This is a genomic window from Xanthomonas euroxanthea (genome assembly GCF_903989455.1).
Classification (GTDB): domain Bacteria; phylum Pseudomonadota; class Gammaproteobacteria; order Xanthomonadales; family Xanthomonadaceae; genus Xanthomonas; species Xanthomonas euroxanthea.
In genome coordinates, this window is record NZ_LR861803.1 from 1,500,579 (window position 1) to 1,526,526 (window position 25,948).

A 25,948-nucleotide genomic window follows, 5' to 3' on the forward strand; every position below is an offset into this window, starting at 1 on the left:
GGACGCTCGGTGGGCGGTCCGGTGCAATTACGCGGCCAGGTTGTGGCGCCGCAGGATCGCTTCGAACACCACGTCGCCGTCTTCGTTGCGTGCCTGCAGCGTGCCGCCGTGCGCCTTGACGAACTGGTCGGCGATGAACAGACCGAGCCCCAGGCCCTGGCTGGCATGGAAGCTGGCCTTGAACGGCTCGAACAGCCGCGGCATCAGGCTGTCGGGGATGCGCCCGACGTTGCGCACCGACAGCCGCAGCGTGTCGCGTTCGCGTCCGTCCAGGTGCACCCGCACCGGCTCGCTGCCACCGTGCAGCACCGCGTTGCCGACCAGATTGGACACCACCTGTGCCAGGCGATCGCCATCGCCATCGCCGTGCAGGTCGCCCTCGGTACGCAGGTCGATCGGGGTGTGCGGATTGGCCTGTGCCACTTCGCCCACCACGCTGTGGGTGACGTCGCCGAGATTGCAGGGGCCGAACTGCATCGACAGCCCGTCGCTGCGCAGGCGCGAGAAATCCAGCAGCTGCTCGACCATCCGCGCCATCCGCCGCGCGCTGTTTTCCAGGTGATCGAGCGTGCGCGCGGCCGAGCCATCGGCGTCCACATCCAGGCTGAGCTTGTCGGCGCACAGCAGAATCACCGACAGCGGTGTGCGCAGGTCGTGGGTGAGTACGGCCATCATGGTTTCGTTGAGCGTGAGCGCGCGCTCCAGCGAGGCGTTGCGTGCCTTGAGCAGGCGCCGCTGCTGGTACAGCTCGATGAACACATTGACCTTGCTCAGGATCACGTGCGGCTCGATCGGCTTGTGCAGGAAATCCACCGCGCCGGTTTCGTAGCCCTGGAACGCGCGCATCGGATCGTTCGGCGAGGCGGTCAGGAAAATGATCGGCACATGCCGGCTGCGCTGCGAGCCGCGCATCAGCTCGGCCAGCGAAAAGCCGTCCATTTCCGGCATGTGCACATCCAGCAATGCCAGCGCCACATCGTGTTCGAGCAACAGCTCCAGCGCCTGCGCACCGGAGGCGGCGCACAGCACCTGGATGCCGTCGCGCTGCAGCAGCGCTTCCATCGCCACCAGGTTCTGCGGCACGTCGTCGACGATCAGCAGCTTGGCCGGTTCGTCATCGTTGCTGGTTGTCGCCAGGCCGGTCGCGGTGAGGTTCATGGGTGAAAGGTTTCCAGTCGGCTGCAGATCGCCTGCAGGGTGAGCACCGCATCGGCGCCGGCGTGGGCGAGCGCGGAGGCGGGCATCAGCGGTGAGGCGGCATCGTCGGGGCGCTGGATCCAGGCGCTGCCGCCGACCGCGCGCACCGCCGCCACCCCGGCGCTGCCATCGCTGCTGGCGCCGGTGAGCAGGATCGCCAGCAGGCGCTGCCCGAACACGTCGGCAGCCGATTCGAACAAGGGGTCGATCGCCGGACGCGAGAACAGCACCGGTGCATCCATCGACAACGCCAGGCTGTCGCGCGTTTCCACCAGCAGATGGTAGTCGGGCGGGGCGATGGTCACGCTGCCGGCGAGCAGCGGCTGCTTGTCTTCGGCCTCGCGCACCGGCAAGGCGCAGCGTGCATCCATCAGCTCGGCAAGGTGGCTGGTGCGGTCGCGCGGCAGATGCAGCACCACCAGCACCGGCATCGGCAGATCCGCAGGCAGGCTGGACAACAGCGCCTGCAAGGCCACGACACCGCCGGCCGAGGCCCCGATCACCATCGCGTCGAACTGAGTTGCCGCCGTGTGCAAGACGTTCATGCGGCCGCCTTGCGGAACAGGCGCTGCTCGCGCGCCACGGTTTCGAACGCCTGCGCATGCGCGCCGAACTGCAGCGACTCCTTGCTGCCCAGGCCCAGGAAGCCTCGATGCACCAACGCATCGTAAAACAGGCCCACTGCACGGTCCTGCAGGCTGCGGTTGAAATAGATCAGCACGTTACGGCACGACACCAGGTGCACTTCGGAGAACACCGTATCGGTGGCCAGGCTGTGATCGGCGAATACGATATTGCGCTTCAGACGGCGGTCGAACACCGCGCCATCGTAGGCGGTGGTGTAGTAGTCGGACAGCGAGCTGCGGCCGCCGGCGTCCAGATAATTGCGGCTGAACTGCGCAATGCGGTCGATGCCGAAGGCGCCGGCTTCGGCCATGCCCAAGGCTTCGGGATTGATGTCGGTGGCGTAGATCACCGCCTTTTCCAGCAAGCCTTCTTCGTGCAGCAGGATGGCCAGCGACCAGACTTCCTCGCCGGTGCTGCAGCCGGCCACCCACAGCTTGATCGACGGATAGGTACGCAACACCGGCACCACATGTTCGCGCAGGACGCGAAAGTAGGCCGGGTCACGGAACATCTCCGACACCTGCACGGTGAAGAACTGCATCGCCTGCGCGAAGGTGTCAGGTTCGTGCAGCAGGCGGTGCTGCAGGTCGGCCACGCGCGTGCACTCCATGCGCGCCATCGCGTGGCGCATGCGCCGGCGCAGCGAGGACACCGCGTAATCGCGGAAGTCGTAGTGATAGCGCTGGTAGACCGCTTCCAGCAGCACCCGCAGCTCCAGATCGAACAGCTCCACCGCGTTCATTGCCGCGAGCACCACACACGGCACAGCGACACCAGCTTGTCCACGTCGATGGGCTTGGCGATGTAGTCGTTGGCGCCGGCCTCCAGGCAGCGTTCGCGATCGTCGGCCATGGCCTTGGCGGTCAGCGCGATGATCGGCAGATCCTGCCACTGGCGATTGGCGCGGATCTGGCGCATCGCGGTCAGCCCGTCCATCTCCGGCATCATGATGTCCATCAACACCAGGTCCACCTCGTGCTTGGCCAGATGTTCCAGCGCCTCGCGGCCGTTGCGGGCGATCTGCAGCGTCACGCCGAGCGGTTCGAGCACGCTGGAGAGCGCGAAGATGTTGCGCACATCGTCTTCGGCCAGCAGCACGGTGGCGCCGTCCAGTACCGCGTCGCGGCGGCGCGCTTCGCGCAGCAGGCGTTGCTGGTCGCTGGGCAGCGAGGCTTCCACGCTGTGCAGGAACAGCGTCACCTCATCGAGCAGACGCTCGGGCGAGCGCACCCCCTTGATGATGATGCTCTTGGAATACCGGCGCAGGCGCTGTTCCTCGTCGCGGGTGAGCGCGCGCCCGGTGTATACGATGACTGGCGGAAACGCCACCGCGTCGTTGCCGGCCATGCGTTCGAGCAGGTCGTAGCCACTGCCGTCGGGCAGCGCCAGATCGGTGACCATGCAGTCGAAGGTCGAGCCGGCCAGCTGCTGCATCGCGTCGGCAATGCTGCCCACCGCGATGATGTCCAGCTGGTCGCGCGCCAGCAACAATTGCAGATTCGCACGCAGGGCGCTGTCGTCTTCGACGATCAACAGGCGGCGTACCGCGCGGGCATTGGTGTCTTCCAGTTGCCGGATCGCACCTGCCAGCAGCTCGCGCGTGGCCGGCTTGATCAAATAGCCCACCGCGCCCAGTTCCAGCGCGATCTGGCTGCGCTCCAGCGCCGATACCACATGCACCGGAATATGGCGCGTGGCCGGATCGCGCTTGAGGCGTTCGAGCACGCTCAGCCCGGACGCATCCGGCAGGCCGAGGTCGAGCAGGATGCCGCTGGGGCGCAGTTCGGCTGCCAGGCGCAGCGCTTCTTCGGCGCTGGGCGCCACCACGCAGTCGAAATCCAGTTCGTGCGCCAGGTCGACCAGCGCTTGCGCAAAGCGTGCTTCGTCTTCCACTGCCAGAATCAGCCGGCCGGGGCGGGTGCGTTGGTCGCGATCGTCGTCGGCGCGCTGCAGCGGCGCAGTGGCGGTTGCCGGAATCGGCAGCGGCAGCGGCATCCCGGTGGACGCCACCGTGGCGCGCCCATCAAGCCGCGAGGCCATGGCCGTGCCGCTGGCGAACCGCGGCGACGGCGTGCCGCCGAGTGCCGCGCCCGCGTTTGCCGGCGCGGCCATCGCCAGCTCGGCCGGGGCGCCGTCGATCGGCAATTCCAGCGTAAAACAGCTGCCGCGCCCCGGCTGGCTGTCCACGCGGATGCTGCCGCCCATGCGCTGGGCCAGATCGCGCGAGATCGACAAGCCCAGGCCGGTGCCGCCATAGCGACGGCGGGTGCTGCCATCGGCCTGACGGAACGCTTCGAAGATGATCTCGGTCTGTTCGTGCGCGATGCCGATGCCGGTGTCGTTGACCTTGAACAGCACCCGGCCCGGCGTATGCGCCTGGATCGACAGGCTGACGCTGCCGTGCTCGGTGAACTTGATCGCATTGGCCAGCAGGTTCTTGAGGATCTGCTGCAGGCGTTGGCTGTCGACGACCAGTTGCGTCGGTGCATCGGATTCGGCAGCCAGCTGCAGGGCCAGGCCTTTCTGGCGCGCCAGCGGCTCGAAGGTTTCGCGCAGGCGCTGTACCACCGAGCTGGTGGCGATGGTTTCGTCGGCCAGTTCCACATGCCCGGCCTCGATCTTGGACAGGTCGAGAATGTCGTTGATCAACGCCAGCAGATCGTTGTTGGACGACAGGATCGCCTGTGCGTACTTCACCTGCTCGGGGCTGAGCGTGCCGTCCTTGTTGTCCGCCAGCAGCTTGGCCAGGATCAACGCGCTGTTGAGCGGCGTGCGCAACTCGTGCGACATGTTGGCCAGAAACTCGGATTTGTAGCGCGAGGCGGTGGACAGCTCGTTGCTGTTGCGCACCAGCTGATTCTGCGCCACCAGCAAGGCCTGCTTCTGCGCTTCCAGTGCCTGGGTGCGTTCTTCCAGCTGCACATTGGTCTGTTCGAGTTCGGCTTGCTGCATCTCCAGATCGCTCTGCGATTGCTGCAGGCTGCGGCTTTGTTCCTCCAGCTCCTCGTTGGCCACGCGCAGCTCTTCCTGCTGGGTCTGCAGTTCTTCGCTTTGACGCTGGGTTTCTTCCAGCAGGGCCACCAGCTGCGCGCGCAGCAATGCCGTGCGCAAGGCCAGGCCGATGTTTTCGCCGCAGCGTGCGAGCAGCTCTTCTTCGCGCGTGCGGGCGATGCCCGGTGCGGCGGCGCGGCCCAGCTCGAGAATGCCGATCACCCGCCCATCGGCGATGACCGGCGCCAGCAGCAGCTCCTGGCAGGCGCTGCGGCCCAGGCCGGAGGCGATCTGCAGATGTCCGGCGTCCACGCCGCGCACCCGGCGTACCGTGCCGCCACGCAAGGCCTCGCCGAGTTGGCCGGCATCGGTCGGCAGCGTCCTGGATGCATCGGCCGGCAGCGCGGTGCCGCCGGTCAGCCGCAAGCGGTCGCCTTCGATGCGATACAACGCGCCGACCTGGGCATCCAGCGTGTCGCACAGTGCCTGCACGGCCGCATTGGCCAGATCGTCCGGGCTGTGGTCGCCGCGCAGACTGGCTTCGACGGTGTTTTCGGCCTGCTGCAGCCATAACGCCAATTCGGCCTGACGGCGCGCGCGGATGGCCTGCATCACCACCAGCGCCATTGCCAGGAACGAGACCCCGCCGATGCTGCGGTTGATCGAGGAGAAACTCGAACTGGTACTGGCCGGCGCCAGCTTGAAGCCGACCGCCAGCAGCATGCACGACAGCGCGGCGACCACCAGTGGCGCCTGCACGCGATTCTGGAAGACCGTCACGCCCACTGCGACGAAGTAGGTCAGCCACACTGCATAGCCGAGTGGGGTGACCAACTCCACGCCGAGTGTCCCCGCCATCAGGGCCCCCGCGATCACCCACACCCAGCGGTCGCGTGTGGTCGAGATGTTCTGCATGACGGCGCGGACCTGACTGGGGGGGCGGTCATGGTAGCCGATAAGTTTCACGCGAAAATCGCCGGTATTTTGACGCTTTGCAGTCGGGTCGGCTTGCACGCAGCCTTCACGCGTCCGTCACTATGGTCGCGCGCTTTTCCGGGGAAAAGTCGCGCGATGGATGCGGAGACGGCCGTCGACAGTGCGGGGCCGCTTTCTCACGACAGCCGGCAGTGCCAGCTGTTGGTGCAGAGCGTGTCCAATTACGCGATCTACATGCTCGATACGGGCGGCCATGTGTGCAGCTGGAATCCCGGTGTCGAGCGCATCAAGGGCTATACCGCCGCCGAGGTCATTGGCTCGCACTTCTCGCGTTTCTACCTGCCCGAGGACGTGCAACGCGGCGAGCCGGCGCAGAATCTGGACACCGCCAAGCGCGAAGGGCGCTTTGCCACCGAAGGCTGGCGGCTGCGCAAGGACGGCAGCCGCTTCTGGGCGAGCGTGGCGATCGAACCGGTGCTGGAGTTCGGCGTCCTGGTCGGGTTTGCCAAGGTCACCTGCGACATCGACCAGCGACACCAGGCGCAGCAGCTGTTGCAGCAGGCGCAGCACGCCCTGCTGCAGTCGCAGAAGGTGGATGCGCTGGGCCGCCTGACGCTCGGCATGGCGCACGATTTCAACAATCTGCTGACCGTGATGGTGACCAGCCTGGATCTGATCGCGCTGCGTGCCGGCGACGATGCGCGCACGCGCATGCTGGTGGAAGCAGCGCAGACCGCAGTCGATCGTGGCACCTTGCTGACGCGCCAACTGCTGTCCTTCGCACGCGGGCAGCGGCTGATTCCCGAGCGCCATGGCGCCAACGCGGTGGTGACGCGCTCGCTGGAGCTGCTGCGGCGTGCCTGCCCGGCCGGGATCGTGCTGTCGCTGGCGTTCGCCGAGCAGTTGCCCGATATCCGCGTGGACCCTGGCCAACTGGAAGCGGCCTTGCTCAATCTGGTGTTCAATAGCTGCGATGCCATGCCCGGCGGCGGCAACATCGTGCTGGAAACGGCCGTACAGCAGCGTGCTGCGCCGTCCGATCCGCATGGCCAGCCGTGCAATTACGTCAGTATCGCCGTGCGCGATGACGGCCCCGGCATGTCCGCGCACGTGGCGCGATGCGCCAGTGAGCCGTTTTTCACCACCAAGGACGTGGGCAAGGGCTCGGGCCTGGGATTGAGCCAGATGTATGGCTTCGCCTCACAGTCCGGCGGCTTCGTCGAGCTGGACACCGCTCCCGCCCGCGGCACCACCGTTACCCTGTTTCTCCCGGCCATCGAGGAGGCTGAGCATGACTGAACCCCTGCGTCTGTTGATGGTGGAAGATCAGCAGGAATTGCGCGAACTGATCGGCGAGGCGCTGCGCGATGCAGGCATCACCGTCGAGACCGCCGACGACGGCCATAGCGCCTTGCGCATGCTGCGCGAGAATGGCCCCTATGATGTGGTCTTCAGCGATGTGCGCATGCCCAACGGCATGTCGGGCATCGAACTGAGCGAACACGTAGCGCAACTGCTGCCGCAGGCGCGGGTGATCCTGGCCTCGGGATTCGCAAAGGCGCAGTTGCCACCGCTGCCGGCGCGGGTGGATTTCCTGCCCAAGCCGTATCGCCTGCGTCAGCTGATCGACGTGTTGAAAGGCGTTGCAGCCAACGCCTGAGCACTGGCTGCGCCGGTCGCGCGCTGCCGAAGCCGCTGCATGGAATTGCGCGGCCATCGTGCAGCGCCTTCGCCGGGACTGCTGCATGGATGCCGCTCAACGGCTCTGGTAATACACCTTGTCGATGGCGATCTCCACCGGCGCGGCGGGTGGATCGGCCACCAGCATGAACATCTGTTTGACCGCCTGCAGGTCCAGATCGTAGAACGCACTGAAGGGAATGCTCACCTCGTGCCAGGCGCCGTCGCGCACCAGGCCGTACTGATTGCCGCCAGTGGCAAAATCCACCCAGCTGTCGCCGAAGCTGGTGTTGATGCCGATCTTGAACGTCGACGGCGTGGTGGTTTTCAGCTGCAGCTTCAGCGCGCCGCCGGCGTAGGCGGCCATGTTGCGATAGTCGGTCTGGATGCCCAGGCCATACCAGGCACCGGCGTTGGCGCGGTACGCCATCACGTTGCTGCCTTCGAACGGCGCCTCCGCAATCGGGGTGAGGTTGTTCCACAGATACAGCTAGGCATCCTGGCCGAACTGCAGCCGCCCGCTGGTGTCGGCCTGCTCGGTGAACACGCCAAAGCGCCCTGCCGGCGCGGCATGTTGCGCGCCCACGTACAGCTGCGAACCGGGATTTTGATACAGGCGGATGTAGTCGACCTCCATCCTGCCCGGCAGCGGCGCGGTCACCGCCGCAGGCGAGGTGATACCGGTATAGCTGCCGCCCACGGCGAGGTTGAGCAGCAGATACTGCTGCTGGTGGAATTCGTGCAGCGAGGCGCCCTCGATATTGGAGATCGCAAATTCGAAGTATTGCTGGCCGTCGATGGACACGCGGATGAACTGCGGGTCCCAGGTCATGCGGTACACATGGAAGTCGGCATGCAGATCCACCGGGCTGGTGTAGCTGGTGTCGTAGTCTGCTTGCTGGCCGTTGTAGTCCCAGTGCACGGCGGCGCCGATACGGCGATTGGCGGTGCCATTGGCGATCGCCGCGGCCATGCCGGCTTCCATCAGGTCGATCTCGCCACGGCCTGGCCACACGCCGATGGTGCCCAGCATCCAGTATGCCGGCCACAGCCCGTTGCCCACCACCGGCGTCTTGATGCGCGCTTCCAGCGTGCCGTACTTGAAATGCATGCGGCCTTCGGTCTTCAGGCGCGCCGAGGTGAACGGCATGCCCTGGAACGCTTCGCGCCGCGCTTCGATCACCAGCCGGCCATTCTCGATGCGCGCGTTTTCGGCGCGGCTGGTGTAGTACTGCATCTCGCCATTGCCCCAGCCGCACAAGCCGATCTGGCAGCCGTTGCCGACATCGTAGGTCCACTTGTTGCCATCGATGCCGGGCCCATTGAAGTTGTCCTCCCACACCAGGGTTTGCGCATGCGCGCCTGGTGGCATCGCCACGGCCCAGAGCAGGGCGAGCTGCACAGCGGCACTGCGTCGCGTGTTCATGCGTGCTTCTCCAGAAAGTGGACCGATGTCCATGGAGACGTGACGCTGCGCAGCGGCTACTTCAGTGTCAAAGCAATTGTGTGGCGCGTTTCAGTTCCGTGGTGTTCATTCCGGAATAGTCCATCATTGGCATGACGGCGGTCGCAGACCGCATGCACCGGATGTTGCGCGGCAGCAGCTGGCTGCGAATGTCCGCTGCCGGCAGGTGGCATGCGCAGCGTCCAGGTCGGAACATTCAAGCGGGGGGATGGCGGGTCGACGATGCATGCGAGCGCGTGCAGCACCTGCCGCAATGCCCCGTCCTGGATGCCACTGCGTCAGGCAAGGCGCATGCTGCTGCGCATCGATGGCTGCGCAGACGCATCGGTACGCTTGCCGTACGGCCGTTTCCGGGAATGCTCGCGCACGCCTGACTCAATGCCCGGCGTGCACCGTCCACGCCACCAGTCGTATCACCAGCGGGCGCACCACCAGCACGCAGCAGAATGCGGTAGGCATCGCAATGCGGTAGGCGTCCAGCACGCGCCACAGGTAGCCGGGGGCCAGGCCGGTATTGGCGCCCGTGATCACCAGGCACATCAGCAGGGCCATGATCGCGGCCATGTAGAACGCGAACACGAACGGGGTGGTGCGCACGCCGAGTTTCCAGCGTGGGCGCATCAACGGGGAGGAAGGGGGAGATGTCGACATGCAATGGCCTCGGTTGCCGCGGATCGGCACGATGGGCAGCACTGTAGGGACGCCACCGCGGCCGGGGTAGATCGCGTAGCCTTGCGGCTTACGTAAGAAAAACTTACGAATCGTTTGGTAATACTTGCCTATTCAATGAACATTCTTCAGTCCATCCGCAGCTTTGTCAGCACTGTCGATGCCGGCAGCATTGCCGGAGGCGCCAAGTTGCTGGGGATCAGTGCCGCCGCGGTCAGCCAGAACATCGCGCGTCTGGAACAGCATCTGGGCGTGCGTCTGCTGCACCGGACCACGCGCAGCCTGGCGCTGACCGAGCGCGGCACGCTGTACTTCGAACAGGTGCGGCAGCTGGAGCGCGATCTGGAGCGCGCGCGGCAATCGGTGGCCGGGCCGCAGCAGGCGCCGGCGGGGCGATTGCGGGTGGCCAGCACCGCGGCCTTCGCGCGGCACGTGCTCGCTCCGATGCTGCCGGCCCTGCGTCAGCAGTATCCGCAGCTGGAGATCGAGCTGCTGTGTACCGACCGGGCTGTGCAGCACGCCCAGGAAAGCGTGGATGTCAGCCTGCGCATCGAAGCGCAGCTGGAAGACGGCCTGGTGGCGCGCTGCATCGCCCAGGTGCCGCTGGTGGTCTGCGCAGCGCCCGAGTATCTGGCGCGCTGCGGGACGCCGCAAACCGCGGACGACTTGAAGTATCACGATTGCCTGCTGCTGCGTTACCCGGTCGACGGACGCTGCCTGCCATGGAATTTCGTGCGCAATGGCGTGCGCTTCCAGCCGGAGCTGGGCAAGGCGATGGTCAGCGACGATATCGATGCGCTCGCCACCATGGCCACCGCCGGCGGCGGCATCGCGCGCCTGGCCGCCTATGTGGTGCAGCCTTATCTGCAGCGCGGCCAGCTGCAGCCGCTGTTTGTCTCAGCTCTCGGCAGCACCGCCCAGGCATTGCCGGAACCGCTGCGGATCTACCTCTGCGTCGCCGACCGCCGCGACTTCACCCCCAAGGTGCGTGCCTTCATGCAGCACGTGCTCGAACGCCTGCCCGTGCAATGGCGTATCGCCGAACCCACGCTGGCGCCTGCGCCCGCCCAGGCGGCAACCGGGGTATAGCCGGCATTCGACATCTGGAGACCGCCCGGTTGCGTGCCCTGGTCCACCAGGCGCACGCAGGCGTCCTGCGCGGGCGCGCGATGCGTCGAGAGCATTCGCCTTGCAACACCGTTTGCGCAGCCATCGCTCGCCAGCCACTGCGGCGACGGCAGCTGGTGCCGCCGCCATCACTCACTCCAGCTTGAGCATCACGATCGAACGCGCCGGCAAGGCCAACGTCAAGGCCTTGCCTCGTACCCGTGCGCCCTTAAACGCCTTCGGCTCCACCGCATGCGGCTGGGCAAAGGTGTTGTGCGTGGTGATCGCCGGCGCAGTGAGGATCTGCCCATCCACGCTGCTCGCTGACAGGCCTTCTACCTGCACGCTCACGCTCGCCGCTGCGTTGGCCGCCAGATTGGTCAGCGCGATGTAGACGTGTCCGTCCTTGGCCCTGACCGCCGAGCCGTGCACCGCGGGCACGTGGACATCGCCGTGGCGATACTCGGGTGTGCGTAGTTGCAGCGGCAGCTGGGTGGCGTCCTGGTAGGGCTTGTACAGCGCGAACACATGGTAGGTCGGCGTCAGCACCATCTTGTCGCCGTCGGTGAGGATCATCGCCTGCAGCACATTGACCATCTGCGCGATGTTGGCCATGCGCACGCGTTCGGCATGTGCGCTGAAGATGTCGATGTTCAACGACGCCACCAGTGCATCGCGCAGGCTGTTTTGTTGATGCAGAAAGCCCGGGTTCGCATCCGGCAGCCCGGCGTACCAGGTGCCCCATTCGTCCACCACCAGCGCGACCTTCTTGCCCGGGTCGTAGCGGTCCATGATCGCGCTGTGTTTGCTGATCAGCTCGTCCATCACCAGCGTGCGCGACAGCGTGTCGATCCAGGCGGTTTCGTCGAAGTCGGTGGAGGAGGCGCGCGGCGGCCAGCCACCGGGCACGGTGTAGTAGTGCAGGCTCAGGCCGTCCATCAGCGTGCCGGCCTCGCGCATCATCACTTCGGTCCAGTGGTAGTCGTCGTTGTTGGGGCCGGGCGCGATCTTGAGGATCTTCTGGTTGGCCGGTGCCTTGACGAAGGTCTGGTAGCGCCGATAGACGTCGGCCGCGTATTCCACGCGCATGTTGCCGCCGCAGCCCCACAACTCGTTGCCCACGCCGAAGTAGGGCACCTGCCACGGCGCGTCGCGGCCATTGGCGCGGCGCGCGTTGGCCAGGCTGGAGCGGGTGGGTGCGGTCATGTATTCGGCCCACTGCGCGATTTCGTCCGGCGCCGCATTGCCCACGTTGCCGGCGATATAGGCCTGGGTGCCCAGCAGTTCGGTGAAGTCCATGAACTCGTGCGTGCCGAAGCGATTGGATTCTTCCACGCCGCCCCAGTGCGTGTTGACGCTGACCGGGCGCCGGGCCGGCGCGCCGACGCCATCGCGCCAATGGTATTCGTCGGCGAAGCAGCCGCCGGGCCAGCGGATGTTGGGCACGGCAATCGCCTTCAGCGCGGCCAGCACATCGTTGCGATAGCCACGCGTGTTGGCAATCGCCGAGTCCTCGCCGACCCACACCCCGCCATAGATGCCGGTTCCCAGATGCTCGGCGAACTGGCCGAACAGCTGCCGCGACACCTGCGCGCCGGGCTGGTCCGCGCGCAGCGTGCCGGTCACCTCGACCTCGGCAGCAGAGGCGGCGAGCGCGCTGGCGACCACGGCCGCGCCAACGACAGCCTGCAACAGCCGTCTGGGCGATATCCGCAAGGCGGGAAGAATCCACTGCATCGGCTTGGCGCTCCTGTGCTGATCGATCGAGGTGGTCGCACGCCGCAGCGTGGGCGGGCGCGTCGCTAGCCTAGTGCCTGCAACCTCGGCTTGTATTGCTGCATCGCGATCAAGCCGCCGAACGCTGGTGCATGCCTTGCCGACCTCGCCATCGCTGCGCGCCGGGATGTGCGCCGGGGCATGGTCGTCGACCGCGCTCCCCCGCTATGCTCGCCAGCTTCCAGTATCGGCGGGACGATCCATGCAGCGAGTGTTCGGGCAGTTGCCAGGCGGTGTCGAAGTCCATGCGCTCACGCTGCGCAGCGATGCCGGACTGGAGGCGGAAGTGCTCACTTACGGCGGCATCCTGCATGCGCTGCGGCTGACCACCGCGCGCGGGGTAGTGCCGCTGCTGCTGGCATTGCCGGATCTGCCGGCGTACGCCGCCGATGGCGACAGCCTCAACATCCTGGTCGGCCGCTTCGGCAACCGCATCGCCGGTGCGCGCTACACGCTGGACGGCGTCACCCACACGCTGGTCGCCAACGAAGGGCGTAACCAGTTGCACGGCGGCCTGCGCGGCTTCGGGCGGCGCGTGTGGAACGTGCTGGAGCAGGCGCCGGACCAGCTGCTGCTCGGTTACCACTCGCCCGATGGCGAAGAAGGCTATCCCGGCAATCTGCAGGTGCGCGCGCGGCTGCAGCTGCGAGGACGCCGCCTGCAGCTGGACTTCGAGGCGCAATGCGATGCCGCCACCCCGTTGAACCTGACCCATCACCCCTACTTCAATCTCTCCGGCAACCCGCATCAGCGGGCCGCGCTGCAGGTGCTGCGCGTGCCGGCCGATCGCTATCTGCCGGTGGATGCCGAATCGATCCCGACCGGCGAGATCGCCTCGGTCGCCGGCACGCCGTTCGATTTCCGCCATGCGGCGGCGCTGGCCGACAACATCATTCCGTCGCACCCGCAAGTGGTGCTGGGCAAGGGCTACGACCAATGCCTGGTGCTGGCCGCCGGGGCCGAGTGCGTTGCCGAGCTGTACTCGCCACACAGTGGCGTGGCGCTGCGCATCAGCAGCGACGCGCCGGCGGTGCAACTCTACGAAGGCCAGCATCTGGACGACCACCACCCCGGCCTTGGCCGCGGCGTCTGCCTGGAGCCGCAGGACTACCCGGATGCGCCCAATCACCCCCACTTCCCGTCGACGATCCTGCGGCCCGGGCAGGTCTACCACCGCCGCATCGCCTATCACTTCGCCGACCCGGGGCCGGATCAGCCCTGGGCGGTGGTGAGCGCTGCGCTGGACGCCTGAGCGCGGGGATCGCAGTTACGGTGAGGCCGCGGCGCGCCTGAAGCCGGGCCGATCAGCGCGGCCCCAGCACCAGTTCGATCACGAACTTGCTGCCGAAGAACGACAACACCAGCAGCGCCATCGCGGTCAGCGTCCAGTGCACCGCCTTGGTGCCGCGCCAGCCGTTGCGCCAGCGGCCGATCAGCAGCGCACCGAACACGATCCACGACAGGATGCTGAGCACGGTCTTGTGCAGCAGCCGCTGCGCCAGGAAGTCCTGCACGAACAGCAGGCCGGTCAGCAGGGTCAGGCTCAACAGCACGAAGCCCACCGTGATGGTGCGGAACAGCAGCGTCTCCAGCTCGGTCAACGGCGGCAGCGCGCGCAGCCAGGTGTGGAAATCGCGCCGGCGCAGGGCCCGCTCCTGCAGCCACAGCATGATCGCCAGCAACGCGGCGATACCCAGCGTGGCATAGGCCAGCAGTGCCATCCACGCATGCAGTTCCAGCCGCCAGCCCAGGTCCGAGCTCGGTTCGTGGCCGTAGGCGTGGTAGCAGGCCAGCAGGATCGCCGACAGCGGGAACACCACCACGCCCACCGCCGCCATGCGCCCGCGCGCGCCGAACACCGCCGTCAGCGCGGCCATGCCCAGGCCACTCAGCGAGAGGGCTGCGAAGAAATGCATGTCCGGCCCGCCGGCGGTGCGCAGTGCCACCAGCACGTGATACCCGGCGTGCACCGCCACGGCCGCCAGCGCCGGGATCAGCCAGCGTGCGGGCGCCTGGTTGCCATCACGCAGCACCGACCGGGTGAGCAGCGCCGTGGCCAGCAGATACAAGGCGAACGCGATGAGAACGATTGTCATCGTGTCAGTTTCGCATATTGGTGGGGCGGGGAATCGGGAATCGGGAATCGGGAATCGGGAAAAGCGGGTTGCGAGCTGCGGGCTGGCGCTGGGCGGCTTGCGGGGGCCCGGCGCGAGTGGGTGGGGCGGGCCTGGGATGGGGCGGCCACTGGTCCGGCGGCTGCGGTTTCTGTCCATCGCGGCGCCGGCGCTGGCTGGCTGCGCGCATGGACGGGCGGTGGTGCGGCGGCGTCCCGGGCTGGCTTGACCGGCCGGGCAGCGGGGCCGCCGGGGCGGCGCATTGGCCGGTGCCGCTATAATCGACGCCCGTTTCCCCTCACGCGGTCCCTTGCGCATGTTCGAGTCCCTTACCCAACGTCTCTCCGGCACCATGGAGCGCCTGCGCGGCCGCGGCCGCCTGACCGAGGAGAACATCCGCGAAGCCACCCGTGAAGTGCGCATCGCCTTGCTCGAAGCCGACGTGGCGCTGCCGGTGGTGCAGGCGCTGATCGAGCGCATCAAGGTGCGCGCGGTCGGCCAGGAAGTGCTCAAGTCGCTGACCCCGGGCCAGGCGCTGATCAAGATCGTCCGCGACGAGCTGACCGCGGTGATGGGCGCGGCCGCCACCGACCTCAACCTCAACGTGCCGGCGCCGGCGATCATCCTGATGGCCGGCCTGCAGGGCGCGGGCAAGACCACCACGGTCGGCAAGCTCGCCAAGCACCTGAAGGAAAAGCGCAAGAAGAAGGTCATGGTGGTCTCGGCCGACGTCTATCGCCCGGCCGCGATCGAGCAGCTCAAGACCCTGGCCGAGCAGGTCGGCGTGCTGTTCTTCCCGTCCGATGCCTCGCAGAAGCCGGTCGACATCGTGCGCGCCGCCATCAGCGATGCGCGCAAGTCGTTCGCCGACGTGCTGCTGGTCGATACCGCCGGCCGCCTGGCGATCGATGCGGCGATGATGGACGAGATCAAGGCGCTGCACGCCGCGGTCAACCCCACCGAAACCCTGTTCGTGGTCGATGCGATGACCGGCCAGGACGCGGCCAACACCGCCAAGGCCTTCGGCGAGGCGCTGCCGCTGACCGGCGTGGTGCTGACCAAGACCGACGGCGACGCCCGTGGTGGTGCCGCACTGAGCGTGCGCTACATCACCGGCAAGCCGATCAAGTTCGTCGGTACCGGCGAAAAGACCGACGGCCTGGACGTGTTCCACCCTGACCGCGTCGCCAGCCGCATCCTGGACATGGGCGACGTGCTCTCGCTGGTGGAGCAGGTCGAGCACAGCGTCGACCAGGAAAAGGCCGCCAAGCTCGCCGCCAAGGTCGCCAAGGGCAAGAAGTTCGACCTCAACGACATGAAGGAACAGCTCGAGCAGATGCAGAACATGGGCGGCATCCATGGGCTGATGGACAAGCTGCCGGGCATGGGCCAGATCCCGGACAACGTCAAGCAGCAGGTCACCGGCAAGGAAGTGCCGCGCATGATCGCGATCATCAACTCGATGACCAAGAAGGAGCGGCGCAACCCGGCCCTGCTCAACGGCTCGCGCCGCGCCCGCATCGCCCGCGGCTCCGGCATGCAGCCGGCCGACGTCAACAAGCTGATGAAGCAGTACCAGCAGATGGAAAAGATGATGGGCAAGCTGGCCGGCGGCGGCATGAAGGGCCTGATGCGCAACATGAAGGGCATGATGGGCGCCATGGGCGGCCGCGGCGGCATGCCGTTCCGCTGAGTTTCAAGCAGCAACACGCGCAGTGCGTGCCGCGACACGCATGCGTTGGGTCGAAAATGTCGGGCCGACGTTGATCGCCCCACTGCGCACGCGCGCCACCTGCAGGCGGCGCGCGGACGTCCGGATGCACGGGCGGTTACCATGAAGTCTCATGATTTCAGGCCACGCACGATGGGTTCGTTTTCGCATGTCGACGCCTTCCAGCAGCGTTTTGGTTTAGGACTTCCGATCCTGCTCAGCCCCATGGCCGGCGCCTGCCCGGTGGCGTTGTCGGCGGCGGTCGCTGCGGCCGGCGGCATGGGTGCGATGGGCGCGGTGTTGTCGCAGCCGCAGGACATCGTGGCGTGGATGGCGGCCTTCCGTGACGCAAGCGCCGGGCCTGCACAGGTCAATCTATGGATTCCCGATCCGGCACCGGTGCGCGACGCCGCTGCGGAGGCGCGCGTACGTAAGTTTCTGTCGCACTGGGGGCCGCCGGTTCCCGAGGATGCGGGCGATGCGGCGCCTGCCGACTTCGATGCCCAGTTCGAGGCCTTGCTCACCGCGCGGCCTGCGGTGGCCTCGTCGATCATGGGCGTGTTTCGGCCTGACCAGGTTGCACGCCTGAAGCACGCCGGCATCGCCTGGTTCGCCTGCGCCACCACGCTGGACGAAGCACGCGCGGCTCAGGCGGCCGGTGCCGATGCGGTGGTTGCGCAGGGGGCCGAGGCCGGTGGGCATCGCGGCGCGTTCGACGCCGGCCGTGCCGAGCGGCAGATGACCGGGCTGTTCGCCTTGTTGCCGCGACTGGTCGATCACCTCGATCTCCCGGTGATCGCCGCAGGCGGCATCGCCGACGCGCGCGGCATTGCCGCGGCGCTGACGCTGGGCGCAAGCGCGGTGCAGATCGGCACCGGCCTGCTGCGCACCCCCGAGGCGGCGCTGCCAAGCGCCTGGGCCGATGCCCTGGCCCAGGCCGAACCGGAACAGACCCAGCCGACCCGCGCATTTTCCGGCCGGCTGGGGCGTGCGCTCGCCACGTCGTATGTGCATGCGTCCGCCGCCGCAGAGGCACCGGTGCCGGCGCCGTATCCGGTGCAGCGCGCGCTGACCGCGCCGATGCGTCAGGCCGCGGCGCGCGACAACCGCCTGGACACCATGCAGGCCTGGGCCGGCCAATCGGCCTGGATGGCACCGGCCCAGCCTGCCGCGCAACTGGTGACCCAGTGGTGGGCGCAGGCGCAGGCGCTGGTGTGCCGCTGATCTTCTGCAACGGTGCAGTGGCGACAGCGCAGCAACTGGGCGCCGCCGCACTGATCAACTACGGCCACTTCACCACGTTGCAGGTGCGCGCCGGTGCGGTACGCGGGCTGGACCTGCATCTGCAGCGGCTGCAACACGACGGCGCTGCCTTGTTCGGTGCAGCGATCGATGAGGCATCCCTGCGCGCCCAGTTGCGCGCTGCGTTGTCGGCTGCGGACTGCGCCGATGCCAGCGTGCGCATCACTGTGTTTGCGCAGGATTTCGACCTGCGCGATCCATCGCGGCAGCTTGCGCTCGATGTGCTGATCTCCATCGCGCCCGCCGCCCGGATGCCGGCCACCGCACTACGCGTGCAGCCGGTCTGCCACGTGCGCGAGCAACCCCGGCACAAGCATGTCGGCACCTTCGCGCTGCTGCACCTGCGTCGCCAGGCCCTGGTGGCCGGCTACGACGATGCCCTGCTGGTCGACGCCCAGGAGCATCTGCTGGAAGGTGCCTTCTGGAATCTGGGCCTGTGGCAGCAGGGCAGGGTGGTGTGGCCGCAAGGACCGGCGCTGCTAGGCACCCAGCAGCGTCTGCTGCAGGCAGGCCTGCAAATGCTCGGGATCCAGCAGGAGTCGCGCCCGGTCACGCTGGGCGAACTGGACGGGTTCGATGGGGTGTTCAGCTGCAATGCGCGTGGTCAGCAGGCGATCGTGCAAGCCGGAGCGGCGTCGTGGCCGGCGCAGGCCGCGCAACTGCCATTGCTGGAGCAGGCCCTGCAGACCCAGGCCTGGCAAGGGATCTGAGCGAATTGGGGGTGGCTTGGCTTCGCCGCCGGAGCCCGCTATAATCGCCGGCTTACCGCGCCATTCTGGCGACTGGGCAACTTTAGGAAAACGACACCATGGTCAAGATTCGACTGACCCGCGGCGGCGCCAAGAAGCGTCCGTTCTACCACATCATCGTGACCGACGTGCGCAGCGCGCGCGATGGCCGCAATATCGAGCGTCTGGGTTACTACAACCCGGTTGCACAGGGCGCAGAACCGCGCGTCGTGCTGGACGTCGCACGCGTCGACCATTGGGTCGGCCAGGGCGCCCAGCTGACCGATAAGGTGCGTAACCTGTATCGCGAAGCCTCCAAGTCCCAGGCCGCTGCGGCCTGATCTTGATGGCCGGGCGTCACCGTCCGGCCCAGAGTCGACGCAGATGAAGCCGACCGAGCGCCGCATCCTGTTAGGCAGGATTGTCGGCGCTTTTGGTGTCAAGGGCGAGCTCAAGCTCGAATCCTGGACCGAGCCGCGCAGTGCGATCTTCCGGTATCAACCGTGGATTGTGCGGACGCCCTCGGGGCAGGAGTCGGTCGTGAGTGGCGTCCGTGGACGCGATCAGGGCAAGAATCTGATCGCAGTGTTCCCGGACGTCAGCGACCGTGACACCGTCGAAGCCATGCACGGGACCGAGATCTATGTCTCGCGCAGCGTGCTGCCGCCGCCCAAGCCCGATGAATACTATTGGGTGGATCTGGAAGAGCTGCAGGTGGAAACCGTCGAGGGCGTCAAGCTCGGCACGGTGTCGCACCTGTTCTCCACCGGCTCCAACGACGTGATGGTGGTGCGCGGCGATCGCGAGCGGCTGGTGCCGTTCGTGCTGCCGGATTTCGTCAAGTCGGTCGACTTCGACGCCAACCTGATCGTGGTGGACTGGGATCCGGATTTCTGATCAAGGCGATGCCCCGGCTCCGCGCTTGCTCTATCCATTCCCAATCCCGATTTCCGACTCCCGCTAGTGCGCATTGACGTCATCAGCCTGTTCCCCGAGTTCATTGCGCAATGCGCAGCGTTCGGCGTGGTCGGGCGGGCGCAGGAGCGTGGCCTGCTGGAATTGCAGGGCTGGAATCCGCGCGAGCATGCGCAGGGCAATTACCGCCGCGTGGACGACCGTCCGTTCGGTGGTGGGCCCGGCATGGTGATGTTGATCGAACCGTTGCGGGCCTGTCTGGACGCGGTGCAAGCGGCAGACCCGCGTCCGGGGCCGGTGATCTATCTCAGCCCGCAGGGGCGGCCGCTCACCCAGCCGCTTGCCCGCGAGCTGGCGCAGTTGCCACGCATGGTGTTGTTGTGCGGGCGCTACGAAGGCGTGGACGAGCGTTTTCTGGCGCAGGCGGTGGATATGGAAATCTCCATCGGCGACTACGTGTTGTCCGGTGGCGAGCTTGGCGCGGCGGTGCTGGTGGATGTGGTGACGCGGTTGCAGGAAGGGGTGTTGAACGACGCCGAATCCGCAGCCCAGGACAGTTTCGAAGGCCCGCAAGGCCTGCTCGACTGCCCGCACTACAGCCATCCGTCGACCCATGACTGGGGCGATGTACCGGAGGTATTGCGCTCGGGCAATCACGCTGCAATTGCGCGCTGGCGTCGGCAGCAGTCGCTGGGCCGGACCTGGTTGCGTCGCCCGGACCTGCTCGACGAGGCCGGGTTGGACAAGAACGATCGCCGTCTGCTGGACGAGTTTCGCCGCGAACTCGCCCAAGGCGACGAGAAATAAGGGCGCACCCCTAGCTCTTGCAATATCGATTGGGGTACAATATGCGGCTTGCTGGCCAGCCTTGCGTCTGGCCCTCCTACGAACCTCGAGCAATCGCCGTGCGGCGACTGCCGGTCCAATATCACCAGACACGCGGTGCCCATCATGAGCAAACTCAACAAGACCATCCTGGCTGACTTCGAAGCCGCCCAGATTCAGCGCAAGCTTCCCGAGTTCAACCAGGGCGACACCGTCGTGGTGAACGTCAAGGTGAAGGAAGGCAACCGCGAGCGCGTGCAGGCCTATGAGGGCGTCGTGATCGGTACCAAGAACGCCGGCCTGAATTCCGCCTTCACCGTGCGCAAGATCTCGCACGGCTTCGGTGTCGAGCGCGTGTTCCAGACCCACAGCGCCATCATCGACTCGGTCGAAGTGAAGCGTCGCGGTAAGGTTCGCGCCGGCAAGCTGTACTACCTGCGTGGTCTGGAAGGCAAGGCCGCCCGCATCAAGGAAGATTTGGCCGCCGCTGCACAGGCCAAGGCTGCTCGCCAGGCTGCTGCCAAGGCTGAGTAAGTCACCGGCAGGCTTGTCCTGCTGATGCCAGACGGCCGCCTTCGGGCGGCCGTTTGCGTTGTGGGAATCGGGAATCGAGATTGGGGAATCGGGATTGGGGATTGGGCGGTGGGGCATGCGTTGAGGTTCGCGGGGTAGGCGCGCGTGCTGCGTTGGTCGAGGGAAAGACGTCCTGGCAGCTGCCCGCTAGGTGTTCCGTGGACTTGGTCGAGTGGATCACTCACCAGGCGGCCATGCGCTGGATCGATCATCCCAACAGGGCATCCGGCTGCTGGGTTCGACTTGGCTTGATTTCAGTCGCTGTTGCCGCCCGCTGCCCGGTGATGCCGGCCGACATCAGCGCTGGCGGTGCTGCGGCAATGCTGCGATCGGCGCGGTATCGGCGACCGGCGAGGCCGGATGCGCCGGTACTTCGGCGGCGGCGGCCAGCTCCGCAGGATTCGCCGGATGCGCTGGCGTGGTCAGCATGCGTGCCTTGCGCCAGCCGCCCCAGCGGTAGTACGCCAGCGACAGCAGCATCGAACACACCGAGCTGATCGGAAGGCTCCACCAGATGCCATCGGCTCCCAGGTGCGGAATCAAGGCGTTCGCCAGGGGCACGCGCACGCCCCACAGACCGAAGGCCAGGATCAGTAGCGGCGGGATCACCGCGCCAGTGGCCCGCACCACGCCGGAAATCACAAAGCTCACGCCAAACAGCAGGAACGACCAGATACCGATGTGATTGAGATGCCGCGCAACCTCCAGTGTCGGGCTGTCGCTCGGCAGGAACAGCGCCAGCGTCCAGCGGTCGAACACGATCAGCAGCCCGATCAACACGCCGGTCATCAGGAAGTTGGCGACGATGCCGGTGCGTGCGGTTGCATCCACACGCGTCCACAATCCGGCGCCCACGTTCTGCGCCGCCATCGTCGAACACGCCGCGCCCAGCGCCATCGCCGGCATCTGGACATAGGTCCATAGCTGCAACGCAGCGCCGTAGGCGGCGGCGGTGTCGGTGCCGAAGCCGTTGACCAACGTCATCATCGCGATCATGGCCAGCGAAATCAGCACCATCTGCAGGCCCATCGGCACGCCCTTGACGATGAGCGCGCGCAGGATCGTGGGCGCGATGCGGAACAGGTGCAGGTCGCCGCGTCCCAGCCACAACACATGACGCTGACTGCGCAGGTACAGCAGCAGACCGCCCAGCGCCACTGCCTGCGCCAGCAACGTGGCCCAGGCCGCGCCGGCGATGCCCAATGCCGGAAACGGCCCCAGACCGAAGATCAGCAACGGGTTGAACACGATGTCCAGCACCACCGACACCAGCAGAAAGCGGAACGGCGTGCGGGCATCGCCGGTGCCGCGCAGTGCCGCCGACAGGAACGCGAACACATAGATCAGCGGCATGGCCAGGAAGATCACCCGCAGGTACTGCTCGGCCAGCGTCTGCGATGCCGGCGGCGTGCCCATTGCGGTCAACAGGTGCGGCGCCAGAAACCAGCCCAGCACCGCGATCAGCGCCGACAGCCCGCCGAAGAAACTGGCGCTGGTGCCCATGACCTTGCGCGCCTGCGCAATGTCGCGCGCGCCCATCGCCTGGCCGATCAGGATGGTCGAAGCCATGCCGATGCCGAACACCGAGCCGATCAGGAAGAACATGATGCTGTTGGCATTGGCTGCCGCAGTCAGCGCTGCCTCGCCGAGGTAGCGACCTACCCAGATCGCGTTGATCGAGCCATTGAGCGATTGCGCGATGTTCCCCGCAAGGATCGGCATCGCGAACAGCAGCAGATTCTTGCCGATCGGGCCTTCGGTCAGGACAGCGGATTTGGGCATCGCAGACGCGCCGTGGGACGGAAGCTGCGAACACTAGCATTGGCTTGTGTGAGGCATGCGGTTGCCCGGCGTTTCGAGGACGCGGGGCAGGCACCCGTTCTGCGGTTCTGCCTGTATCGGTCAGCCAGGGCGTGGTCGGCGTGCCAGGTCCTGCAGCTCGCCATGCTTGAGTTCCGGCGAAGGTGCCCAAATGTTTTTTGTTCAACGCAGCCCGTTGCGAGGCGCCGCAGCAGCGGCGATCACGACGGCGGCCTGTGGCCCCATTGGACCCGACGGCAAGCACAACCCGATGACTCAACTGGTGGAACAAGCGACGACGGTCAGGCTGGATGTCTGGCTGTGGGCGGCGCGCTTCTTCAAGACGCGCAGCCTGGCCAAGACGGCGGTGGACAACGGCAAAGTGGATGTGGCCGGCCAGCGGCCCAAGCCCTCGCGCACGCTGCGCACCGGCGAGCAACTGCGCATCGACCGCGGCGGCGAAATCTTCGAAATCACCGTTGCCGCGCTGAGTGATGTACGTGGTCCGGCACCGGTCGCACAGACGCTGTACCTGGAAAGCGATGCCTCACGCGAGGCGCGTGCACAATGGCGGCTGCAGCGTGCCGCCGAACGCACCGGCTACCGCGCACCCGAGGGCAAGCCGGACAAGCGTGCACGCCGGCTGATCAACGCACTGGGCGATATCGACGCGTTGTAGCAGTGCGTGGTTGTCCGCTGCGAATTGGGTGATGGACATAAAACACCCAGAGCGTTGTTGTTGACGCAAGAGGAAACGGCGCTTCCCAGCTGAGTCGAGTGTGCGGCGCCCTCACCAATTGCGGGACACGCGGTGAATCCGTCCCTGTAGGCTCGGTGGCGGCCTCCATGCCGCCCCACGGTTCCGCAATTGGCGAGGACACCGCACCAGATAGCTGATCGGTTGTTTGCTTAAACGCTTGTCGTTGATCGGCTTGCGTTAGGAAATTGGCTGACGCTTCTTTGTCAGAACGGCAGGGCACCGTGCCTGCTCTTACCAAGCACACCGACCATCCCGCCTGGTCCTTGCCCGCCCATCGTCGCGGGGCCTTACGCGGCATGGAGGCCGCGTAAGAGCCTACAAGGAGGTACTTGCGGCGTGTCCCGCGAGGGTGGGCGGGCAAGGGCCTTGCAGCCAAGCCGCAGAACAGCCGCTCCACGGACGTCTTCAGTGTGCCGAGTCGAGCTCTTGCGTGTATTTCAACACCGCTGCAGGCGCACGCACGAAGGCGTGCGTGCGCCTTGCGCCTCAGGCCAGATCGAAACGATCCAGCTGCATCACCTTGGTCCAGGCGGCAACGAAGTCGTGCACGAACTTCTCCTGCGCATCGGCACTGGCGTAGACCTCGGCCACCGCACGCAGGATCGAGTTGGAACCGAACACCAGGTCCACGCGCGTGCCGGTCCACTTCTGTTCGCCGGTGCTGCGGTCGCGGCCTTCGTACACCTCTTTCGCTTCGGAGGTGGCTTTCCATTCGGTGCGCATGTCGAGCAGGTTGGCGAAGAAGTCGTTGCTCAGCACGCCGGGGCGGGTGGTGAACACGCCGTGCCTGGAGTCGCCGACATTGGCGCCGAGCACGCGCAGGCCGCCGACCAGCACGGTCAATTCGGGCGCGGTCAGCGTCAGCAGCTGTGCCTTGTCGATCAGCAGTGCCTCTGCCGGCACTGCGTAGCGCTGCTTGGCGTAGTTGCGGAAGCCATCGGCCACCGGCTCCAGCACCGCGAAGGACTCGACATCGGTCTGCTCCTGCGAGGCATCGGTGCGGCCGGGTGCGAACGGCACGGTGACGCTGTGGCCCGCGGCCTGTGCGGCATGTTCGACCGCGGCATTACCGGCCAGCACGATCAGGTCGGCCAGCGAGATCTGCTTGCCGCCCGCCTGCGCGCCGTTGAAGTCGGCCCGGATGCGCTCCAGCGTGCCCAGCACCTGCGCCAGCTGCTCGGGCTGGTTGGCCTGCCAATCCTTCTGCGGTGCCAGCCGGATGCGTGCGCCGTTGGCGCCGCCGCGCTTGTCCGAGCCGCGGAAGGTCGACGCCGATGCCCACGCCGTGGACACCAGCTGCGCCACGCTCAGGCCGGAGTCGAGGATGGCCTGCTTGAGGGCGGCGGCGTCCTGCGCATCGACCAGCGGGTGGTCGACGGCCGGCACCGGGTCCTGCCACAGCAGTTCTTCGCTCGGCACCTCCGCCCCCAGGTAACGCGAGCGCGGCCCCATGTCGCGGTGGGTGAGCTTGAACCAGGCGCGGGCGAAGGCATCGGCGAACTGGTCGGGGTGTTCGTGGAAGCGACGCGAGATGGCCTCGTAAGCGGGGTCGAAACGCAGCGCCAGATCGGTGGTGAGCATGGTCGGCCGATGCTTCTTCGACGCATCGTGCGCATCGGGGATGATGGCGTCGGCATTCTTGGCCACCCACTGGTGCGCACCGGCCGGGCTCTTGCTCAGCTCCCACTCGAACTTGAACAGGTGGTCGAAGAAGTCGTTGCTCCACTGCGCCGGGGTGGTGGTCCAGGTGACTTCCAGGCCGCTGGTGATGGTGTCGGCACCCTTGCCGCTGCCGTAGCGGTTGTGCCAGCCCAGGCCCTGGCTTTCCAGCTCGCCGGCTTCCGGCTCGGCACCGACGTTGTCGGCCGGGCCGGCGCCATGGGTCTTGCCGAAGGTATGGCCGCCGGCGATCAGCGCCACGGTCTCTTCGTCGTTCATGGCCATGCGCGCGAAGGTGTCGCGGATGTCGCGCGCGGCGGCAACCGGGTCGGGCTTGCCGTCCGGGCCTTCCGGGTTGACGTAGATCAGGCCCATCTGCACGGCGGCCAGCGGGTTTTCCAGGTCGCGGGTATGCGGCACTTCGCTGTCGTCGTCCTTCACCAGCACGCCGTGCGCCTCGTCCACGCCGGGCGAGCCGCGCGAGTAGCGCTCGTCGCCACCCAGCCACTTGGTTTCCCGGCCCCAGTACAGATCCTGATCCGGCTCCCAGGTGTCCTCGCGGCCACCGGCAAAGCCGAAGGTCGTAAAGCCCATGCTTTCCAGCGCGACGTTGCCGGTGAGGATCATCAGGTCGGCCCAGGAGATCGCCTGGCCGTACTTCTGCTTGATCGGCCACAGCAGCCGGCGCGCCTTGTCCAGGCTGACGTTGTCCGGCCAGCTGTTGAGCGGTGCGAAGCGCTGCTGGCCGCGACCGCCGCCGCCGCGCCCGTCGCCGATGCGATAGGTGCCGGCGCTATGCCAGGCCATGCGCACGAACAGGGGGCCGTAATGGCCGAAGTCGGCCGGCCACCAGTCCTGCGAGTCGGTCATCAGCGCACGCAGTTCCTGCTTGAGCGCGGCCAGATCGATGCGCTTGAACGCCTCGGCGTAGTTGAAGGTCTGGCCCAGCGGGTTGGACTTGCTCGAATGCTGGCTGAGCAGGTCCACGCGTAACTGCTTGGGCCACCAATCGCGGTTGGTGGTTCCGGTACCGACGACGGCGTGGTTGAACGGGCACTTTGCTTCGGTTGTCATGGCAATACCTGTGTGCGTGAGCACCTGGGGAGCTGTGTG

General features: G+C 66.7%; 21 protein-coding genes and 1 pseudogene. 12 read left to right on the forward strand and 10 right to left on the reverse strand.

Annotated elements, in window-relative coordinates; all coding sequences use genetic code 11:
- Positions 1 to 27 precede the first annotated feature (27 nt).
- Genes H7A86_RS06470 through H7A86_RS06485 form a run of 4 tightly spaced genes read right to left on the reverse strand, consistent with a single transcriptional unit; the run spans position 28 to position 5,730 of the window.
- Positions 28 to 1,158: a hybrid sensor histidine kinase/response regulator gene (locus H7A86_RS06470; RefSeq protein ID WP_104582461.1), complete on the reverse strand. Its 1,131-nt coding sequence runs from the start codon at positions 1,156 to 1,158 to the stop codon at positions 28 to 30.
- On the reverse strand, positions 1,155 to 1,742 hold the full coding sequence (locus H7A86_RS06475; RefSeq protein WP_119132585.1) for a chemotaxis protein CheB: 588 nt from the start codon (positions 1,740 to 1,742) through the stop codon (positions 1,155 to 1,157). Before H7A86_RS06475 ends, H7A86_RS06470 begins: the two co-directional genes overlap by 4 nt.
- Entirely contained in the window at positions 1,739 to 2,590 is an 852-nt protein-coding gene (locus tag H7A86_RS06480) for a CheR family methyltransferase (protein WP_180496911.1), read from the reverse strand. Before H7A86_RS06480 ends, H7A86_RS06475 begins: the two co-directional genes overlap by 4 nt.
- Complete coding sequence (locus H7A86_RS06485) at positions 2,563 to 5,730, reverse strand: response regulator (protein ID WP_119132586.1); 3,168 nt, start codon at positions 5,728 to 5,730, stop codon at positions 2,563 to 2,565. The genes H7A86_RS06480 and H7A86_RS06485 overlap by 28 nt, the downstream gene beginning before the upstream one ends.
- A 156-nt stretch (positions 5,731 to 5,886) precedes the next feature.
- Between H7A86_RS06485 and H7A86_RS06490 the strand changes: the two genes are divergently transcribed.
- A complete protein-coding gene (locus tag H7A86_RS06490; protein ID WP_119132587.1) occupies positions 5,887 to 7,050 on the forward strand; it encodes a PAS domain S-box protein in 1,164 nt (387 codons plus the stop codon).
- On the forward strand, positions 7,043 to 7,411 hold the full coding sequence (locus H7A86_RS06495) for a response regulator (RefSeq protein WP_104582466.1): 369 nt from the start codon (positions 7,043 to 7,045) through the stop codon (positions 7,409 to 7,411). Before H7A86_RS06490 ends, H7A86_RS06495 begins: the two co-directional genes overlap by 8 nt.
- A 96-nt stretch (positions 7,412 to 7,507) precedes the next feature.
- On the opposite strand, the pseudogene H7A86_RS06500 reads toward H7A86_RS06495, so the two are convergent.
- Together H7A86_RS06500 and H7A86_RS06505 are read right to left on the reverse strand one after the other, a co-directional pair.
- A pseudogene (locus tag H7A86_RS06500) lies at positions 7,508 to 8,857 on the reverse strand (glycoside hydrolase family 16 protein).
- 414 nt (positions 8,858 to 9,271) lie between these two features.
- Positions 9,272 to 9,547 carry a DUF2798 domain-containing protein gene (locus H7A86_RS06505; RefSeq protein ID WP_104582468.1) on the reverse strand — a complete coding sequence of 92 codons (276 nt, stop codon included), beginning with the start codon at positions 9,545 to 9,547 and terminating at the stop codon, positions 9,272 to 9,274.
- A 135-nt stretch (positions 9,548 to 9,682) separates the two neighbouring features.
- Here H7A86_RS06505 and H7A86_RS06510 point away from each other — a divergent pair, with 135 nt between their 5' ends.
- Positions 9,683 to 10,654: a LysR family transcriptional regulator gene (locus H7A86_RS06510; RefSeq protein ID WP_104650253.1), complete on the forward strand. Its 972-nt coding sequence runs from the start codon at positions 9,683 to 9,685 to the stop codon at positions 10,652 to 10,654.
- Positions 10,655 to 10,825: 171 nt separating this feature from the next.
- On the opposite strand, the gene H7A86_RS06515 is transcribed toward H7A86_RS06510, so the two are convergent.
- Positions 10,826 to 12,409 (reverse strand): alpha-N-arabinofuranosidase, encoded by a 1,584-nt coding sequence (locus H7A86_RS06515; protein WP_180708055.1) that lies wholly within the window; start codon positions 12,407 to 12,409, stop codon positions 10,826 to 10,828.
- Positions 12,410 to 12,650: 241 nt separating this feature from the next.
- On the opposite strand from H7A86_RS06515, the gene H7A86_RS06520 reads away from it, so the two are divergent.
- Positions 12,651 to 13,700, forward strand: coding sequence for an aldose epimerase family protein (locus H7A86_RS06520; RefSeq protein ID WP_119132588.1), 1,050 nt, complete (start codon positions 12,651 to 12,653; stop codon positions 13,698 to 13,700).
- 52 nt (positions 13,701 to 13,752) lie between these two features.
- On the opposite strand, the gene H7A86_RS06525 is transcribed toward H7A86_RS06520, so the two are convergent.
- The gene (locus tag H7A86_RS06525; protein ID WP_104582471.1) at positions 13,753 to 14,544 is read right to left on the reverse strand and encodes a cytochrome C assembly family protein; all 792 of its coding nucleotides are present in this window, start codon (positions 14,542 to 14,544) and stop codon (positions 13,753 to 13,755) included.
- A 334-nt stretch (positions 14,545 to 14,878) separates the two neighbouring features.
- Between H7A86_RS06525 and ffh the strand changes: the two genes are divergently transcribed.
- From ffh to rplS, 7 genes are all read left to right on the forward strand, one after another.
- Positions 14,879 to 16,255, forward strand: a complete 1,377-nt coding sequence (gene ffh / locus H7A86_RS06530) for a signal recognition particle protein (protein WP_046342053.1) — start codon at positions 14,879 to 14,881, stop codon at positions 16,253 to 16,255.
- Between the two features lie 171 nt (positions 16,256 to 16,426).
- Positions 16,427 to 17,497 (forward strand): NAD(P)H-dependent flavin oxidoreductase, encoded by a 1,071-nt coding sequence (locus H7A86_RS06535; protein WP_119132589.1) that lies wholly within the window; start codon positions 16,427 to 16,429, stop codon positions 17,495 to 17,497.
- On the forward strand, positions 17,488 to 18,285 hold the full coding sequence (locus tag H7A86_RS06540; RefSeq protein ID WP_119132610.1) for an aminotransferase class IV family protein: 798 nt from the start codon (positions 17,488 to 17,490) through the stop codon (positions 18,283 to 18,285). The genes H7A86_RS06535 and H7A86_RS06540 overlap by 10 nt, the downstream gene beginning before the upstream one ends.
- 98 nt (positions 18,286 to 18,383) lie before the next feature.
- On the forward strand, positions 18,384 to 18,644 hold the full coding sequence (rpsP, locus tag H7A86_RS06545; RefSeq protein ID WP_011036396.1) for a 30S ribosomal protein S16: 261 nt from the start codon (positions 18,384 to 18,386) through the stop codon (positions 18,642 to 18,644).
- A gap of 43 nt (positions 18,645 to 18,687) precedes the next feature.
- Positions 18,688 to 19,200 (forward strand): ribosome maturation factor RimM, encoded by a 513-nt coding sequence (rimM, locus tag H7A86_RS06550; protein WP_104541368.1) that lies wholly within the window; start codon positions 18,688 to 18,690, stop codon positions 19,198 to 19,200.
- Positions 19,201 to 19,266: 66 nt separating this feature from the next.
- Entirely contained in the window at positions 19,267 to 20,025 is a 759-nt protein-coding gene (trmD, locus tag H7A86_RS06555; RefSeq protein ID WP_104585470.1) for a tRNA (guanosine(37)-N1)-methyltransferase TrmD, read from the forward strand.
- A gap of 144 nt (positions 20,026 to 20,169) precedes the next feature.
- Entirely contained in the window at positions 20,170 to 20,577 is a 408-nt protein-coding gene (gene rplS, locus H7A86_RS06560; RefSeq protein WP_005989873.1) for a 50S ribosomal protein L19, read from the forward strand.
- A 336-nt stretch (positions 20,578 to 20,913) separates the two neighbouring features.
- Here rplS and H7A86_RS06565 read toward each other — a convergent pair whose 3' ends face one another.
- Positions 20,914 to 22,398 (reverse strand): MATE family efflux transporter, encoded by a 1,485-nt coding sequence (locus H7A86_RS06565; RefSeq protein WP_104585472.1) that lies wholly within the window; start codon positions 22,396 to 22,398, stop codon positions 20,914 to 20,916.
- A gap of 289 nt (positions 22,399 to 22,687) precedes the next feature.
- Between H7A86_RS06565 and H7A86_RS06570 the strand changes: the two genes are divergently transcribed.
- A complete protein-coding gene (locus tag H7A86_RS06570) occupies positions 22,688 to 23,095 on the forward strand; it encodes an RNA-binding S4 domain-containing protein (RefSeq protein ID WP_104650531.1) in 408 nt (135 codons plus the stop codon).
- Positions 23,096 to 23,662: 567 nt separating this feature from the next.
- Here H7A86_RS06570 and katG read toward each other — a convergent pair.
- Positions 23,663 to 25,909: a catalase/peroxidase HPI gene (gene katG, locus H7A86_RS06575; RefSeq protein ID WP_119132590.1), complete on the reverse strand. Its 2,247-nt coding sequence runs from the start codon at positions 25,907 to 25,909 to the stop codon at positions 23,663 to 23,665.
- Positions 25,910 to 25,948 lie beyond the last annotated feature (39 nt).

Excerpts from the sequence above, each read along its gene's own strand:
- H7A86_RS06470 (WP_104582461.1), bottom strand. The coding sequence starts at position 1,158 with ATGAACCTCACCGCGACCGGCCTGGCGACAACCAGCAACGATGACGAA.
- H7A86_RS06475 (WP_119132585.1), bottom strand. The coding sequence starts at position 1,742 with ATGAACGTCTTGCACACGGCGGCAACTCAGTTCGACGCGATGGTGATC.
- H7A86_RS06485 (WP_119132586.1), bottom strand. The coding sequence starts at position 5,730 with ATGCAGAACATCTCGACCACACGCGACCGCTGGGTGTGGGTGATCGCG.
- H7A86_RS06490 (WP_119132587.1), top strand. The coding sequence starts at position 5,887 with ATGGATGCGGAGACGGCCGTCGACAGTGCGGGGCCGCTTTCTCACGAC.
- H7A86_RS06495 (WP_104582466.1), top strand. The coding sequence starts at position 7,043 with ATGACTGAACCCCTGCGTCTGTTGATGGTGGAAGATCAGCAGGAATTG.
- H7A86_RS06505 (WP_104582468.1), bottom strand. The coding sequence starts at position 9,547 with ATGTCGACATCTCCCCCTTCCTCCCCGTTGATGCGCCCACGCTGGAAA.
- H7A86_RS06510 (WP_104650253.1), top strand. The coding sequence starts at position 9,683 with ATGAACATTCTTCAGTCCATCCGCAGCTTTGTCAGCACTGTCGATGCC.
- H7A86_RS06515 (WP_180708055.1), bottom strand. The coding sequence starts at position 12,409 with ATGCAGTGGATTCTTCCCGCCTTGCGGATATCGCCCAGACGGCTGTTG.
- H7A86_RS06520 (WP_119132588.1), top strand. The coding sequence starts at position 12,651 with ATGCAGCGAGTGTTCGGGCAGTTGCCAGGCGGTGTCGAAGTCCATGCG.
- H7A86_RS06525 (WP_104582471.1), bottom strand. The coding sequence starts at position 14,544 with ATGACAATCGTTCTCATCGCGTTCGCCTTGTATCTGCTGGCCACGGCG.
- ffh (WP_046342053.1), top strand. The coding sequence starts at position 14,879 with ATGTTCGAGTCCCTTACCCAACGTCTCTCCGGCACCATGGAGCGCCTG.
- H7A86_RS06535 (WP_119132589.1), top strand. The coding sequence starts at position 16,427 with ATGGGTTCGTTTTCGCATGTCGACGCCTTCCAGCAGCGTTTTGGTTTA.
- rpsP (WP_011036396.1), top strand. The coding sequence starts at position 18,384 with ATGGTCAAGATTCGACTGACCCGCGGCGGCGCCAAGAAGCGTCCGTTC.
- rimM (WP_104541368.1), top strand. The coding sequence starts at position 18,688 with ATGAAGCCGACCGAGCGCCGCATCCTGTTAGGCAGGATTGTCGGCGCT.
- rplS (WP_005989873.1), top strand. The coding sequence starts at position 20,170 with ATGAGCAAACTCAACAAGACCATCCTGGCTGACTTCGAAGCCGCCCAG.
- H7A86_RS06565 (WP_104585472.1), bottom strand. The coding sequence starts at position 22,398 with ATGCCCAAATCCGCTGTCCTGACCGAAGGCCCGATCGGCAAGAATCTG.
- H7A86_RS06570 (WP_104650531.1), top strand. The coding sequence starts at position 22,688 with ATGACTCAACTGGTGGAACAAGCGACGACGGTCAGGCTGGATGTCTGG.
- katG (WP_119132590.1), bottom strand. The coding sequence starts at position 25,909 with ATGACAACCGAAGCAAAGTGCCCGTTCAACCACGCCGTCGTCGGTACC.